Genomic DNA, 14723 nt, shown 5'->3' on the forward strand with positions numbered 1-14723 from the left:
AAGGAGGATATTACATGCGTTTGGATAAATTGCTTTCTACCATTGGGTACGGAAGCCGAAAAGAAGTTAAAGGTCTTTTAAAGACTGGAGCTGTTAAGGTAGACGGTACAGCGGTTAAAGATGCTAAGGTACATGTTAATCCAGATGAACAAGAAATAACTGTGCATGGCGAAGCCGTTTCTTACCGAGAATTTGTTTACTTTATGCTGCATAAGCCGCAAGGTGTCATATCAGCGACGGAAGATTCTCTTCATGAAACAGTTTTGGACTTATTGGAAATTGACGATGCTGTGTATGACCCATTTCCGGTAGGGCGTTTAGACAAAGATACAGAAGGGCTCTTGCTGCTGACAAATGATGGTCAGCTTGCACATCAGCTGCTATCTCCTAAAAAGCACGTTCCTAAAACGTATTTTGCAAAAATTAATGCGCCGGTGACTGAAGAAGATGCTGAAGCATTTAGACAGGGTGTCACTCTTGATGATGGATACGTAACAAAATCAGCAGAGTTAAAGGTACTAACAAGCGGTGTGGAATCAGAAATTGAATTAACGATCGTTGAAGGGAAATTTCATCAAGTGAAGCGTATGTTTGAAGCAAGAGGAAAAAAAGTAACGTATTTAAAACGTTTATCTATGGGAGCTTTGCTATTAGACGAGTCGTTAGATTTAGGAGAGTACAGGGAGTTAACGGAAGAAGAACTAGCTTTATTACAAAAATCAAATGCCTAAGAAGAGGCGAAAGAAAAAGGAACCTAAGTCTAAAATGGTTCCTTTTTTTGTCCACTTTATTCGACAAGTGAAACATTTCACGTTAAAGCACTTAAACGAGTACCAACTCTGCTTGACGTGCAAATGGAGCGGGGGACTATGCACTCGTCCAAGTCTTGACTTTCTACTGCGTAGAATTTTATCTCTATATATAAATCACTTACTACCCTTGAAATAAACTTACTAGGATGACATCTTGACCTTCTTTTGCGTAGTCGTCCATGTACCGCGACTTGGGCTGCGAACTAAATCATTATATGCTAACACATTCAAGTCACGCTGAATGGTTCTTGGTGTAATACCAAATTCGTCTACGAGCTCTTGCGTTGTAACTGTTCCATTTTTACAAATGAACATATAGACCGATTTGATACGAGTTAGCATTCGATTAGTTGAAGGTTTCAAAAAACCACTTCCTTATTCGTTTTTCGTAAGGCACAACTTCTTTATAACTCTGAGATGTCAAGCACTATTTCAGTCCTTATCCTTATTGTACACAAAATCGACAGAAAAATAAAAGAGAAAACGCAAATTAACACAATATTTACAAAAAATGATATAAATATGTAATCCTTTCGTAACATCTCCTTCCTCTATTTGCACATTTTTTATAGTATATGTAAACAATAAACAAATAGAATCCGTTTTTATCGATTGTGCCTACAAATTATTTCCCGGAATTTTGACTCTGTAAACCTTTGATATGAAAGGAAAGAGACAATTATTTCTTTCTATATAAAGGTATGATAAAGTTAAATTTACCAATAGTAATGATAGATACAATCTGTAAAAGCAGGCAAAGGAGGCACACAGATGACAGCAATTAATTGGAAAGAGGAAGTGCAAAAAAGAGAAGCTGAAATTCTAGCTGAGACGCAGCGTTTTTTGCAAATTAAAAGTGTTTTGACAAGCACAGAAAAAAAAGAAGAGCCATTTGGACCTGGAGTTGCTCAAGCGCTTCACTTTCTTTTAAACAAAGGAAAAAATGACGGGTTTTCCGTCAAGAACGTAGACGGATATGCAGGTCATATTGAAGCGGGAGAAGGAAAAGACCTTCTTGGCATTTTGTGTCACGTAGACGTCGTTCCTGAAGGAGACGGGTGGTCGGTTGATCCATACGGCGGTGAAATAAAAGACGGGAAAATTTTTGCTAGAGGAGCAATCGACGATAAGGGCCCGACGATGGCTGCTTATTATGCGATGAAAATTGTGAAAGATTTAGGGCTTCCTCTATCTAAGCGGGTTCGAATGATTATTGGAACGGATGAAGAAAGTGACTGGAGATGTGTGGACCACTACTTCAATCATGAAGAGATGCCAACGATGGGATTTGCGCCGGATGCGGATTTTCCTATCATTTATGCTGAAAAAGGCATTACAGATGTAGAAATTCGCCAGCAGCCCATTGAAGGAACAAAGGGAAGCGTCCAGCTTACATCATTTGTCTCTGGGCGACGCTACAATATGGTTCCTGATCTTGCAACAGCTGTTCTTGAATTCCATAGTGAAACGGATATTAAAAATAAATATGATCAATTTTTAAAAGATAAGTCTTTAAAAGGTTCAATAACCGAAAAGAGCGGTGCGTATACACTTACTCTAGAAGGAGTTTCAGCACATGGAAGCGTGCCTGATAAAGGGAAAAATGCTGGGCTTACACTTCTTCGCTTTTTACACACATTAGAACTTGATGAACAAGCTAATCAGTTTGTAGGTTATGCAAATGCGTATTTAGTCCAAGATGCACTAGGAGAAAAAATGGGCTTAAATCGCAAAGATGAGGTCACGGGTGATTTAACGATAAATGTGGGAATCATGTCTTATAATCAAGAAGAAGCGGGGCACTTTGGCTTAAATATTCGCTATCCTGTATCAGCTCATATTGACGATATTATTGATACGATTAAAGAAAAAAGTGAATCTTATCAAATGACTATCAAACATTTTACAGATTCTAAACCACATCACGTCGATCAAAAACATGAGCTTATTCAAACGCTTCAAAAGGTTTACCAAGAACAAACAAATGAAGAACCTACGCTTATTTCAATTGGAGGAGGAACATATGCCAGAGCATTAGAAGCGGGTGTGGCATTTGGACCTCTTTTCCCAGGCCGTGAAGAAGTAGCGCACGAAAAAGACGAGTACATGGTAATTGAAGATTTGCTTCGTGCAACAGCTATTTATGCACAGGCTATTTACGAATTGGCTAAATAAAAAGAGGTTGAGACATAACGAAACGAATCCAATTTAAAGGTGAATAACTAGGATACATGAGCTGGACTGTTTGTGACACCGCAGTTGATTTCCATGCAAGGCTTCGCTTTCCGCGGGCGGCCGCTGAGTCTCCTCGTCGCCTGGGCTCCTGCGGGGTCTCACCTGTTCTGCTTTTCCCGCAGGAGTCTTCGCCTTGCCCTCCAATCAACTGCTAGAAGTAACGAAACCGATGAACCTACATTCACCATCACAAAAAAACGAACCATGAATCAAACATGTTGATCAATGGTTCGTTTTTCATTTGAGCTAAAATCCTTTTGTTCCAGCCTCTTTATTATTCATATGAGAATAGGTCGCTTGATAAATAACGTTCACCTGTATCGCAAGCAATACATACGACCACTTGATCAGGAGATAATTTTTTGGCTACCTCGATAGCAGCATAGCACGCAGCGCCAGATGAAGGACCGACTAAAATCCCTTCTTCAGAAGCTAGGCGTCGCGTAATATCGTAGGCTTGTTCATCTTTAATTTTTAAAATTTCGTCGTAAACCTCTATGTTAAGCGTATCAGGAATAAATCCAGGGCTTGTTCCTACAAGCTTGTGCTTTCCAGGTCTTCCTCCAGATAATACAGGAGACCCAGCTGGTTCCACAACATGAACGGTCATATTTGGGTAGTTTTCTCTTAGGACTTCACCTGTGCCCGTGATCGTTCCGCCTGTTCCAGCAGTAGCAACAAAAGCAGATAGGTCTTTTCCTAAATCGTTCATTGCCTCAATAATTTCCTTAGCAGTCGTTTTTCGATGTGCGTCAGGGTTTGCATTATTTTCAAACTGCATGGGCATAAATGCATTTGGAATTTCTTTTGTAAGCTCTTCTGCCTTACGGATTGCGCCAGGCATTTTTTCATCGCCAGGTGTTAGAACAACTTCAGCACCATATGCTTTTAACAAGTTAATTCGTTCTTGAGTCATCGTATCGGGCATGACTAAAATAGAACGATACCCTCTTGCTGCTGCATTCATAGCTAAGCCAATACCTGTATTTCCGCTCGTTGGTTCAATAATGGTGGAATTTTCATTGAGCAAGCCTGCTTTTTCAGCTTCCACGATCATATTAAAAGCAGCACGGTCTTTTACACTACGGCTCGGATTAAAAAATTCTAGTTTTAAGTAAACGGATGCTCCATCTGCTGGTTGAAGACGATTCAATTTAACAAGAGGTGTCTCGCCAATCAAATCAGCCATATTGTTAACAACTTTCATTTTTCTCATCCTTTTCTTATAAAAATTCTCTGTATTATTTCTATGATAACACAATTTCTTATTTTTTAAGCACATGACAAATTTTCAGAAAAACCTCTCTATTTGATCCAGAAAACCTTTAAAATAAATCTAGCTCTTTTTGAACATGACAAATTGGGGAAAGATAATGAAAAGAAAAGGAGGGATTTGATGAAAAGTGATCAACACTATTTTATTGGAATCAACGTGCCAGTCTCCATTGCATATCAGGCAGAAAATTGGGCAAAAGAATTAACACCTTTTCCTTTTAAACAATGGACATACCCTGACGATTATCATATAACACTACAATTCTTAGGATTTGTAGATAACAAAAAGGAAAAGCTGATTAACCGCTTAAAAGAAGTAGCCTCCCGTCATTCAAGTTTTTCACTGCAGACCGTTCAGTACGATGTGTTCGGTGCGTATAACAAGCCTAGAGTGCTTTATGTAAGCCTTAAGCCAAATGATAAGCTTGTGAATCTACAAAGGGATATACAAGCTGTATGGGGAGACCTAAGCGGCTTATACGAAAAACGTCCTTATCGTCCTCATATTACGATTGCAAAGAAGTGGGGAGGGGAAGCCGGGCTTTCGGAAGAGCAGTTAAAGCAAACGTCGGTTGAAGAACAGTTTCAAGTAAGTTCATTTGCCCTTTTTGAAGTTCATCCTGCTAGCAAACCTAAATATAAAAAAATACTATCTTTTTCATTGCAGTCACAGTAGCATATGAACATACAAGCATGGAGAGAGGTTATTTAAAGATCACTCTTATTAAAGGAAAGAAAACGCCGATGATAATAGAGAAACAATCGGTGAACCAAGTGTTAGAGGAATTTTAATTAGGGGATTGATGTAAACGTGGCGCAGCTACTTAAGGTGCAAGATTATATTTCCCGTTATGAAAAAGACGTTTATCACTACACGTCTCAGTTTAATCATTTAAAAAAACATAATTGGAAGAAAGCAAAGCAATTGTTTGAACAAGGGCTATTACATGGCCCTCCTGTAAAAGAAGAAACAAAAGCTCAACGTTCATTTTTGCAAAAAGCAAAAGAGCGGTTTACAAGGAAAAAAGAAACGCTTGAAGTGGAAGAAGCGTTCTCTAGCGATAGCGTGGAAAATCAAGAGCTATTGAGGTTTACAACTCTTCCACAAACAGCGGAAGATTTGAAAATATTGTTTTTAGAAAATGTATTTGATCTTCAAATGAAATGGGCTACATCCACTTTATTTGAGTTCTCGCAAGCAGATCGTAAATATTACCATGATGAAGCTCTCCGTTATTTTATTCAGCGCTTTCCTGATACGTATCTCGTGATGTACAAGCCTGTTTTCCTGATTAATAAAGCTCCGGTAGAAGGGGATATCATTATTGTTACTCCAACGGAAACCCTCTGTATTTGTTTAATAGAAACATATAAAAGTGCTGTTTTTCAGTATTCAAAGGAAAATTTTTGGACAGAGTTAAGAGGAAGAGATCAAAAAAAGATATTAAATCCGTTAATTGGGTTAAATCGAATGGAGCAAATTGTCCGAAGTATCTATCGTACTCACGATATTGAACATAGCGTAAAGAAAATATTACTAAGCAGAAATGGATACATTGACTACGCTGCGGAGCCTTATCAGGTTGAATTTGTAGATGCTAGAAAGTATGAAGAATGGTTTTATGAACTTAGGAAATCTAAAGCGCCTTTAAAGTTTAAACAGATGAAAGCAGCTCAGGTACTGCTCGAACACAGCCAGAGTATTTATTTTGACCGGGAATTCGAAGCAGATGAATAATCCGAACATTCATGCTATGAAAGTGCTTTCGTTTTTGCGTTTGCTACATATAATGCTACTAAAGAGGTAATTGGCATAAGGAGGAGAAAAGGATGACTGGTGATAATAAGTTTCAGGCTTATTTAGATCAAATAGATCGTATTACTGTTTTAGTTCCAACTTCTTATCATGAAGGTCAAATTGATTTTTTTGTGATTAAAGGTGCACAAATGCATGAGACCATCTCTATTGAAAACGTACATGAATTAGAAGGTTTTATCAAATATGAAGGTAAGGTTGAAGAGAGCATAGAAATTGGACATTCGTACGTTATCTGTGATAATCACGGGGAGAAAGTTCCGTTGCAGGTAGGGGCTGTTATACGAACAAAAGAGTTTGATGAAAGATTTTATTATAATCAAAATGATTTGGGTGCAGCCTTTTATTCAGATCATATTATGATAAAAGTCTGGGCCCCGACTGCATCAGCAGTGGTTTTAAAATTAATACATGCAAATAGCGGAGAAGAAGAACTGTACGTTATGACTCGTCAAAGAAAAGGCGTATGGGAAAAGGAACTTCCCTTAGATAAAGAAGGGTATTATTATCGATTTTTAATAGATGTAAACGGTCGGACAAATGAAGCGGTGGACCCTTATGCCGTTGCAGCTACAGCAAATAGTGAATACGGAGTTCTGATAAATCTTCATACAGCCTATGTTCATCCCCATGAAAAGCCGCCTTTCCTTCAGCCAACGGATGCCGTTATTTACGAAATGCATGTTCGAGACTTTTCTATTCATCCTTCAAGCGGGATAGAAAAAAAAGGTACGTACCTAGCTGTTACTGAATCAAGCGGTCAGCCAGGCAAACCAACAGGCCTCCATTATTTAAAAGAGCTAGGAGTGACCCATCTTGAATTTCTTCCTATTAACGACTTTGGCGGAGTAGATGAATTAAATCCTCATGCTTCTTATAATTGGGGGTATAATCCATTGTTGTTTAATGTGCCGGAAGGAAGCTACTCCGCTGACCCTTCAAATCCCACCACTCGTATTGTTGAAGTGAAGCAATTAATATCAACGCTTCATCAACAGGGATTCCGTGTTATTATAGATGTAGTTTATAATCACGTATTTGTACGAGAAGAATCACCTTTTGAAAAAATTGTTCCGGGCTATTATTTTCGACATGATGAGTTTGGGATGCCTTCGAACGGGACGGGAGTAGGAAATGATTTTGCTTCTGAACGGAAAATGGCGCAAAAGTTTATTATCGATTCAGTATTATTTTGGATAAAAGAGTACGATGTTGATGGTTTTCGTTTTGACCTCATGGGAATTTTAGATATAGAAACGATGAAAATCATTCGGAAAAAAATAAATGAAATTGATTCTACTATTTTAGTGTTTGGCGAAGGCTGGGATTTAAATACGCCTCTTCCCCACACTCAAAAAGCAATGATGGCGAATGCCCGCCAAACACCTCAAATCGGCTATTTTAATGACCGCTTTCGAGATTCTGTAAAAGGAAGCACGTTCGATGTGTATGAAAAAGGTTTTATCAGCGGGAATATTCATCAAAAAGAAGCAGTGCAATCTGTGATAGCGGGTAGCATTCTGGATAAAGAAGACAGTCCCGCTTTATTTATAAATCCAGCACAGTCAATTAATTATGTTGAATCACATGATAATCATACGCTGTGGGATAAGTTAACGAATTCAAACGGAGAAGAAGACGAAGACACTCGTAGAAGTCGTCATCGCCTTGCTACTGCTATTGTGCTTCTTTCACAAGGCATACCGTTTCTTCATAGTGGTCAAGAGTTTTACCGCACTAAAAAAGGCGTAGAGAACAGCTATAATTCACCCGATGATATTAATGCACTCGATTGGAATCGAAGAAGGGAATTTTCTTCTGATGTGAATTGGGTTCAAGAGCTGATTCGTATTCGCAAACAGCACGATGCATTTCGCTTGGGGGATGCTTCAGCGATTAGGCAGCATGTCTCTTTTCTAAACACGCCGCAATCCGTTATTGGCTATTGCTTATCAAACGTATTGGCTTACGGTCCGTGGAAGAATATTATTGTGTTTTTTAATCAAGGCCTAATGGAAGAAAAAGTAGTTTTGCCAGAAGGACCATGGAAAATAGCACTTGATCATTGTAAAGTATATAAAAATGGGTATCCTACTATAGAGGATAATGCTATAAATGTTCCAAAGCTTAGCGTTCTTATTTTATTTCAAACGTAATTATTGTCTTCAACCACTTGACGAAAAAAGTGTGATGGAGATAATATTTATAAAGGATGGCTATTGATACATATCCTCAATAGCCGTCTTTTTTATTTACTAAGAAAATAACGTCATGATGTCTTAATAGATTGCTTTATTGAGTGAAATTTTTAAACGAAATGTGTGTGTTGAAATTGAAGGTGAATTGGTTGGAAGATATATTAGGAAGCGAATGGGAAATTACTCCTGCTGGCGGAGCGACAGGAGAAGCTTATTTTGCAAAATTTCAAGACCGAAAGCTTTTTTTAAAGCGTAATTCATCACCTTTTTTAGCAGTATTGTCAGCTGAAGGAATTGTACCGAAGCTCGTGTGGACAAGACGAATGGAAAATGGAGATGTGATCACAGCTCAGCACTGGCTAGATGGTCGAGAATTAAAACCAAAAGATATGAATTCGAGTCGAGTGACAGAATTGCTTAGTAAAATTCATCATTCAAACGAGTTATTAGATATGTTGAAAAGGTTAGGGAAAACACCGCTTCTTCCCGGAGACGTGCTAGCCGATATTCTAGAGAACGTGGACGAGCGACTTCAAAAAGAGAGTATTGTAGAGCAGGGAATCAGCTATTTACAAGCAGAGCTTCCGTCCATTCAGACAGATAAATATGTGGTATGTCACTGTGATGTGAACCACAATAACTGGATGCTTGGAGAGAATACGCAGCTATATTTAATCGATTGGGACGGAGCGATGATTGCAGATCCTGCTATTGATTTAGGTTTATTGCTTTATTGGTACATCAATCCATCTCAGTGGGAAGAATGGCTTGAGCATTATGGGGTTGAACTAACTGAGAACTTGAAAACGAGAATGAAGTGGTATGTGATAAGTCAAACCATTTTATTCATTGAATGGCATCGTTCGAAAAATGAACATTCTGAAATGAATTACTGGCTTGAATATCTTCGGATGTTGCTCGTCAACGACATTCAAGCACAGTAGCAAAGGTTATGACAAGGTAGATAGTTCTTGGACCCATTGTGATAAATTTTGTTGATTGGTTTGAATATGTTCGTCTAAATGAGCAGCACTTTTTGCATCTTGCGTGTATTTATAAACGTTTTGTAGTGTTGCTTGTACGTCTGTGCTAGCATATCCTTTTGCTAACATTGATTGAATTAAACGTTCAACCTGTTCACATTCCGCAACCGTTCCGCAGCAATCACTTTGATGATTAGATAAAATATCTTTTACTATATTCATTTGGTGTTCGGCATTTAAAGGCATTAAGCATCATCCTTTCTCGTATGATGCTCTTATTTTTTTCTATCTAAACACAATTATGCATGAAAATGTCGGTTGTTTCGAATAACCGACATTTTCAATGCGTCAAAATAAATTAAAGAGGTGCAACATGAGATTACGAAACAAACCTTGGGCAAAAGATAAAATTGCTGAAAATCCCCAATACGTGGTTCCAAATCCAGCGGAGTATAAAGGAAACTGGAAAGAAGTTTTTGGAAATGAAAATCCTCTTCATATTGAAGTAGGAACAGGAAAAGGCCAATTTTTAGTAGGGATGGCTAAACAAAATCCGCATATCAACTATATTGGAATTGAAATGTATGAAAGTGTCATCTTAAGTGCTCTAGAACGATTGATTGAAGAAGAGCTTCCAAATTTAAAGTTGTTGAATGTAGATGCTAACCATCTTAGTGAGTTTTTTGCAAAAAATGATGTGGGTCGCGTTTATCTCAATTTCTCTGATCCATGGCCAAAAAAGAGACATGCCAAGCGCCGCTTAACATACAAAACGTTCTTAAGCATGTATGAAAATCTACTGGTTGATGGTGGAGAAATTCACTTTAAAACAGATAATCAAGGGCTATTTGAGTATTCATTGACAAGCTTTTCAGAATATGGACTTCTTCTCAAGTACATTAGCTTAGATTTGCATAAAAGCGATTTTGAAGGCAATGTTATGACGGAATATGAAGAGAAATTTTCGCAAAAAGGCAGCCGCATTTACCGCTGTGAAGTAAAATACCTGAATGAAAAAGACTGAGTTCCTCAGTCTTTTTTTGTTCAAAAAGAGAAGGGGATAGTGATAAAATAAAAAGGAATATAATGGAGGTGTAAAATGGAAACGCTAACAATAGGCGAATTAAAAGTTACATGGCTTCGTGGAGGGAATAATCATTTAGATGGAGGGGCAATGTTTGGTGTTGTTCCAAAAGAGCTTTGGACAAAAAAATATCCCATTTCAGACGGGAATCGAATTCCCATGAGGACTGATCCTTTGCTCGTTCAAACTGAAAAACACCTCATGTTAATTGATGCAGGTATAGGAAATGGGATGTTGGATGAGAAAAAAAAGCGTCATTTTGGCGTAACGGAAGAATCATTTATTGCTGAAGACTTACAAAAGTTAGGGTTCACGTGCGAAGATATTACTCATATCATTATGACGCATCTCCACTTTGATCATGTGTCAGGCTTAACAAAATGTATCAACGGAAACTTTTCCTCTGCTTTTCCAAATGCAAGAATTTTTGTTAGTGACATCGAGTGGAATGAAATGAGGAATCCTAATATACGTTCTAAAAATACGTATTGGAAACAAAATTGGGAATTTATTCAGCATCAAGTAATAACATTTAGCGACAAAGATGAAATTGTGCCTGGAGTAACGGTTCATCATACCGGCGGTCATAGCGATGGTCATGCTGTAGTTATATTAAAAGGAAACAATGACATCTTAGTGCACATGGGCGATCTTTTGCCAACACATGCACATCAAAATGTCTTATGGGTAATGGCATATGATGACTATCCAATGACTTCGATTGAACAAAAGCAGCACTGGTTAGCTTATGCCTATGAGCATCAAGCTTGGCTAAGTTTTTATCATGATGCTTTTTATCGAGCTGTAAAATGGGATAACAAAGGAGAAATAGTTGACGAAATTAAACGGGTGTATTCAGCGTCAATTCAATAATAGCACCGCTTTTTTTATCAATGAAAAACTCGTAATGTTCCTGTTTTGCATCACGTGTTCTGATAATTCCACCTGTATAACCATAAAAAGAGAGACCATGCTTTTGAATGACCTTAGTCGTCGTTTCAATCCATGAGCCGTCGATTGCCCCATTTTGTTTAAAAGCGCTTTTAACAATCGTAAGGGCTTCCGATGAGGAAATTGACGACGTTCTTTTTTGAATAATATAAGCGCTTGCAAATCCGACTGCAGCTCCTGCTATTAGTTGAGTCCATTTCACGTTATTCACCTGCTTTTTAAGGATATGTTTTCATCATTATATCAAATTGTCGAATGCTTTGTTAAGTTGAGTCATAGAAGAGAAGGACGGAACTAGCAACTATTTCCGGTTTTCGATACAATAAAGAAAATGATACATAAAGGAGAGTATATATGAACAATGAAACGCTATCTCTATTTAAAACATTAACGGAGTTACCAGGTGCCGCTGGAAACGAACATCAAGTACGTTCATTTATGCGCTCGCAAATTGAACCCCTTGTAGATGAAGTCATTCAAGATGGGTTAGGAAGTTTATTCGGCGTTCGCTATAATGAAGAAAAAGGTCCTAAAGTAATGGTAGCAGGACATATGGACGAAGTAGGATTTATGGTTACGTCTGTAACTGATAAAGGAATGCTTCGTTTTCAAACTCTAGGAGGATGGTGGAGTCAAGTACTTCTAGCTCAACGCGTCCATGTTGTGACAAAAAAAGGTCCTATCACCGGCGTAATTGCTTCTATCCCTCCCCATTTATTAGACGAATCACAGCGCAACAAGCCAATGGCCATTAAAAATATGATGATTGATGTGGGCGCAGATAGCAAGCAGGAAGTAGCAGAAATGGGCATTCGTCCTGGCGATCAAATTGTACCGATTTGTCCGTTTACGCCAATGGCAAATGAAAAGAAAATACTGGCAAAAGCATGGGATAACCGCTATGGGTGCGGACTTGCGATTGAATTATTAAAAGAAGTAAAAAATGAAAAATTGCCAAATATCTTATATTCTGGAGCTACTGTTCAAGAAGAAGTAGGACTTCGCGGTGCTCAATCAGCTGCGAATATGATTAAACCGGATTTGTTTTATGCACTAGATGCTAGTCCTGCTAACGATACGTCAGGCGATAAAAATGCATTTGGACAATTAGGAAAAGGCGTATTACTTCGTATCTTTGACCGTACGATGGTCACACATAGAGGAATGAGAGAATTTATTTTAGATACAGCGGAGACAAACAGCATCCCTTATCAATACTTCGTTTCTCCAGGAGGTACGGATGCAGGGCGCGTTCATACTTCTAATAACGGAGTTCCTTCTGCAGTGATCGGCGTATGTTCACGTTATATTCATACCCATGCATCTATGATTCATGTGGATGACTATGCAGCTGCAAAAGAATTATTAGTCAAACTTGTACGCTCTACAGACCAAACAACGCTTGATACGATTAAACAAAACGGATAAAGAAGAACAAAGCAGCTGCTTTTGCGGTTGCTTTGTTTCATCATGACAGGAGAAAAAAATGAAAATTGCAATCGGAACGAAGAATCCAACAAAAATAAATGCAGTAAAAAAAGTATTTGGAGATACTTTTACATATGTAGAGGTAGACGTGCAGTCCGGGGTGTCACCACAGCCTTTTTCTGATGAAGAAACCATCCAAGGAGCGATTAACCGCGCGCGTGCTGCTGTTAAAGAGACAGGTGCTGATATCGGCATTGGGCTCGAAGGAGGGGTGCAGGAAACACCTCATGGCTTATTCCTTTGCAATTGGGGAAGTCTTGTTACCTCTAAGGACCTTGAACCGATTTTAGGTGGAGGAGCTCGTATTCGGCTTCCTGAAGCGGTAGCCGACATGCTTCGTCATGATAAAAAAGAATTAGCCGAAGCTATGGAAGTGTATACAAACAAAAAAAATATTCGAAAAAAAGAAGGAGCAATCGGCATTTTCACCAATGGGAATTTAGATCGGACTTCTATGTTTTATCAGGTTGTTTTAATGCTAAAAGGACAGCTGGATTTTAGGACAAATCAAGCTGTTCAATAGGAAATTCCTTTGTAACCCTTTATAATAGAAAAGCATCAGTGTATGATAGTTGCAACAACTCATATACTATGTTTTGATGTAGAAGGATCAAAAAATGTATAGGGCTTTAGCCGTTTAAATACGAAAGTAAAAGAAAAAGTGGAGGAAAGAAAAATGGAAAAAATGCAAACAATTGAACAATACAAAGAAGTCATTAAAGAGGGAAAGCATATCATGATGTTTTCAGCAGACTGGTGCCCAGATTGCCGAGTAATCGAGCCTGTGCTTCCAGAAATTGAGGCGAATCATAGCGAGTATACATTTCACTATGTGGATCGCGACGACTTTATCGATCTTTGTGCAGAATTAAGCATCTTTGGTATTCCAAGCTTTGTTGGTTACAGCAACGGAGAAGAAACAGGACGTTTTGTCAGCAAAGACCGTAAAACAAAAGAAGAAATTGAAGAGTTCATTAACGGCTTAAATGCATAAAACAAGTGAAGACTGATAGCGATAAATTGCTATCAGTCTTCATACATAAAAATGAGAAAAGGAGGCGTAAATATGGCGAAAATGAATAGTCAAAAGATGAGAAAGCTACTTGAAGAGCGATTAACGGGTGCGGATTGGTCATTTTTATTTGACCGTGAAAAAGATACGCTTCGCGTTGAACATAAGGAAACGAAAAAAGGTGTAACCATTTCTTTACCTGGGTTAATTGCAAAATGGGAAGAAAAAAAGGAAGCGGCTCTAGATGAAATGGTATATTATATAAAAGAAGCTCTTCGTGTTATGAACGATGAACAGCAGGTAACGGGAAAAGAAAAGCGCATTTATCCAGTTATTCGCTCAACGTCTTTTCCGGATAAATCGAATGAAGACGTGCCGTTGATTTATGATGAACATACAGCTGAAACACGCATTTATTATGCGCTTGATTTAGGCAATACATATCGTCTATTAGATGAGAAACTAATTCGTAAGGAAAATTTAGATCTATCCGCAGTGCGGGAAATGGCTAAATTTAATCTTCGCTCTTTGCCGATTTCACATAAAAAAGATACGGTAGCAGGCAATGACTTTTATTTTGTAAATCAGAACGATGGATACGATGCAAGCCGAATTCTTAACGAGGCATTTTTGCAAGATTTTGCTTCTAGTGTTTCGGGCACAATGGCTGTAGCAGTACCTCATCAAGATGTGCTGATTCTAGCTGATATCCAAAACGAAACGGGTTATGATATTCTTGCGCAAATGACCATGAGCTTTTTTGCAAGTGGACGTGTACCCATCACAGCTCTTTCATTTTTATACGAAAACGGTGAGCTAGAACCTATTTTTATTCTAGGAAAAAATCGCAGTAAAGGACGGGACTAATT

The 14723-nt window shown here is 38.3% G+C and carries 17 protein-coding genes; 12 read left to right on the top strand and 5 right to left on the bottom strand.

What is annotated here, in order from left to right:
• The first annotated feature begins 14 nt into the window (after nucleotides 1–14).
• Nucleotides 15–731, top strand: a complete 717-nt coding sequence (locus ACNHOZ_RS00390) for a pseudouridine synthase (protein WP_028411835.1) — start codon at nucleotides 15–17, stop codon at nucleotides 729–731.
• A 222-nt stretch (nucleotides 732–953) separates the two neighbouring features.
• Here the strand turns inward: ACNHOZ_RS00390 and ACNHOZ_RS00395 are convergent, their stop codons facing one another.
• Complete coding sequence (locus ACNHOZ_RS00395; protein WP_013059517.1) at nucleotides 954–1175, bottom strand: DeoR family transcriptional regulator; 222 nt, start codon at nucleotides 1173–1175, stop codon at nucleotides 954–956.
• Nucleotides 1176–1583: 408 nt separating this feature from the next.
• Here ACNHOZ_RS00395 and pepV point away from each other — a divergent pair, with 408 nt between their 5' ends.
• Complete coding sequence (pepV, locus tag ACNHOZ_RS00400) at nucleotides 1584–2987, top strand: dipeptidase PepV (RefSeq protein ID WP_028411834.1); 1404 nt, start codon at nucleotides 1584–1586, stop codon at nucleotides 2985–2987.
• On the opposite strand, the gene ACNHOZ_RS00405 is transcribed toward pepV, so the two are convergent.
• Complete coding sequence (locus tag ACNHOZ_RS00405) at nucleotides 2980–3195, bottom strand: hypothetical protein (RefSeq protein WP_047749728.1); 216 nt, start codon at nucleotides 3193–3195, stop codon at nucleotides 2980–2982. The genes pepV and ACNHOZ_RS00405 overlap by 8 nt on opposite strands.
• A 126-nt stretch (nucleotides 3196–3321) precedes the next feature.
• The gene (gene cysK, locus ACNHOZ_RS00410; RefSeq protein WP_033579594.1) at nucleotides 3322–4254 is read right to left on the bottom strand and encodes a cysteine synthase A; all 933 of its coding nucleotides are present in this window, start codon (nucleotides 4252–4254) and stop codon (nucleotides 3322–3324) included.
• 189 nt (nucleotides 4255–4443) lie between these two features.
• Here cysK and thpR point away from each other — a divergent pair, with 189 nt between their 5' ends.
• From thpR to ACNHOZ_RS00430, 4 genes are all read left to right on the top strand, one after another.
• On the top strand, nucleotides 4444–4998 hold the full coding sequence (gene thpR, locus ACNHOZ_RS00415; RefSeq protein ID WP_028411832.1) for an RNA 2',3'-cyclic phosphodiesterase: 555 nt from the start codon (nucleotides 4444–4446) through the stop codon (nucleotides 4996–4998).
• A 135-nt stretch (nucleotides 4999–5133) separates the two neighbouring features.
• Nucleotides 5134–6060: a hypothetical protein gene (locus tag ACNHOZ_RS00420; RefSeq protein WP_048019679.1), complete on the top strand. Its 927-nt coding sequence runs from the start codon at nucleotides 5134–5136 to the stop codon at nucleotides 6058–6060.
• Between the two features lie 92 nt (nucleotides 6061–6152).
• The gene (gene pulA, locus ACNHOZ_RS00425) at nucleotides 6153–8294 is read left to right on the top strand and encodes a type I pullulanase (protein ID WP_048019680.1); all 2142 of its coding nucleotides are present in this window, start codon (nucleotides 6153–6155) and stop codon (nucleotides 8292–8294) included.
• A gap of 161 nt (nucleotides 8295–8455) precedes the next feature.
• Nucleotides 8456–9280, top strand: coding sequence for a phosphotransferase family protein (locus ACNHOZ_RS00430; RefSeq protein ID WP_176344694.1), 825 nt, complete (start codon nucleotides 8456–8458; stop codon nucleotides 9278–9280).
• Nucleotides 9281–9286: 6 nt separating this feature from the next.
• On the opposite strand, the gene ACNHOZ_RS00435 is transcribed toward ACNHOZ_RS00430, so the two are convergent.
• Nucleotides 9287–9565, bottom strand: a complete 279-nt coding sequence (locus ACNHOZ_RS00435; protein WP_028411828.1) for a YtzH-like family protein — start codon at nucleotides 9563–9565, stop codon at nucleotides 9287–9289.
• Between the two features lie 127 nt (nucleotides 9566–9692).
• Here ACNHOZ_RS00435 and trmB point away from each other — a divergent pair, with 127 nt between their 5' ends.
• A complete protein-coding gene (trmB, locus tag ACNHOZ_RS00440) occupies nucleotides 9693–10343 on the top strand; it encodes a tRNA (guanosine(46)-N7)-methyltransferase TrmB (RefSeq protein WP_028411827.1) in 651 nt (216 codons plus the stop codon).
• Between the two features lie 75 nt (nucleotides 10344–10418).
• Entirely contained in the window at nucleotides 10419–11276 is an 858-nt protein-coding gene (locus tag ACNHOZ_RS00445) for a YtnP family quorum-quenching lactonase (protein WP_048019681.1), read from the top strand.
• Here the strand turns inward: ACNHOZ_RS00445 and ACNHOZ_RS00450 are convergent.
• Complete coding sequence (locus tag ACNHOZ_RS00450) at nucleotides 11245–11556, bottom strand: PepSY domain-containing protein (protein ID WP_028411825.1); 312 nt, start codon at nucleotides 11554–11556, stop codon at nucleotides 11245–11247. The two genes, ACNHOZ_RS00445 and ACNHOZ_RS00450, sit on opposite strands and share 32 nt — an antisense overlap.
• Before the next feature lie 152 nt (nucleotides 11557–11708).
• Between ACNHOZ_RS00450 and ACNHOZ_RS00455 the strand changes: the two genes are divergently transcribed.
• From ACNHOZ_RS00455 to ACNHOZ_RS00470, 4 genes are all read left to right on the top strand, one after another.
• Nucleotides 11709–12782 (top strand): M42 family metallopeptidase, encoded by a 1074-nt coding sequence (locus ACNHOZ_RS00455; RefSeq protein ID WP_013059506.1) that lies wholly within the window; start codon nucleotides 11709–11711, stop codon nucleotides 12780–12782.
• A gap of 58 nt (nucleotides 12783–12840) precedes the next feature.
• Nucleotides 12841–13365 carry a DUF84 family protein gene (locus tag ACNHOZ_RS00460; protein WP_048019682.1) on the top strand — a complete coding sequence of 175 codons (525 nt, stop codon included), beginning with the start codon at nucleotides 12841–12843 and terminating at the stop codon, nucleotides 13363–13365.
• A gap of 153 nt (nucleotides 13366–13518) precedes the next feature.
• Entirely contained in the window at nucleotides 13519–13836 is a 318-nt protein-coding gene (locus ACNHOZ_RS00465) for a thioredoxin family protein (RefSeq protein WP_028411823.1), read from the top strand.
• Between the two features lie 72 nt (nucleotides 13837–13908).
• Nucleotides 13909–14721: a DUF1444 domain-containing protein gene (locus tag ACNHOZ_RS00470; protein WP_080754456.1), complete on the top strand. Its 813-nt coding sequence runs from the start codon at nucleotides 13909–13911 to the stop codon at nucleotides 14719–14721.
• Nucleotides 14722–14723 lie beyond the last annotated feature (2 nt).

The sequence above is a fragment of the Priestia sp. D51 genome (assembly GCF_053345675.1).

Bases quoted from the DNA above. Each gene is read 5' to 3' on its own strand.
- ACNHOZ_RS00390 (WP_028411835.1), top strand. From the start codon at position 15: ATGCGTTTGGATAAATTGCTTTCTACCATTGGGTACGGAAGCCGAAAA.
- pepV (WP_028411834.1), top strand. From the start codon at position 1,584: ATGACAGCAATTAATTGGAAAGAGGAAGTGCAAAAAAGAGAAGCTGAA.
- cysK (WP_033579594.1), bottom strand. From the start codon at position 4,254: ATGAAAGTTGTTAACAATATGGCTGATTTGATTGGCGAGACACCTCTT.
- thpR (WP_028411832.1), top strand. From the start codon at position 4,444: ATGAAAAGTGATCAACACTATTTTATTGGAATCAACGTGCCAGTCTCC.
- pulA (WP_048019680.1), top strand. From the start codon at position 6,153: ATGACTGGTGATAATAAGTTTCAGGCTTATTTAGATCAAATAGATCGT.
- ACNHOZ_RS00430 (WP_176344694.1), top strand. From the start codon at position 8,456: ATGTGTGTGTTGAAATTGAAGGTGAATTGGTTGGAAGATATATTAGGA.
- ACNHOZ_RS00435 (WP_028411828.1), bottom strand. From the start codon at position 9,565: ATGCCTTTAAATGCCGAACACCAAATGAATATAGTAAAAGATATTTTA.
- trmB (WP_028411827.1), top strand. From the start codon at position 9,693: ATGAGATTACGAAACAAACCTTGGGCAAAAGATAAAATTGCTGAAAAT.
- ACNHOZ_RS00445 (WP_048019681.1), top strand. From the start codon at position 10,419: ATGGAAACGCTAACAATAGGCGAATTAAAAGTTACATGGCTTCGTGGA.
- ACNHOZ_RS00455 (WP_013059506.1), top strand. From the start codon at position 11,709: ATGAACAATGAAACGCTATCTCTATTTAAAACATTAACGGAGTTACCA.
- ACNHOZ_RS00460 (WP_048019682.1), top strand. From the start codon at position 12,841: ATGAAAATTGCAATCGGAACGAAGAATCCAACAAAAATAAATGCAGTA.
- ACNHOZ_RS00465 (WP_028411823.1), top strand. From the start codon at position 13,519: ATGGAAAAAATGCAAACAATTGAACAATACAAAGAAGTCATTAAAGAG.
- ACNHOZ_RS00470 (WP_080754456.1), top strand. From the start codon at position 13,909: ATGGCGAAAATGAATAGTCAAAAGATGAGAAAGCTACTTGAAGAGCGA.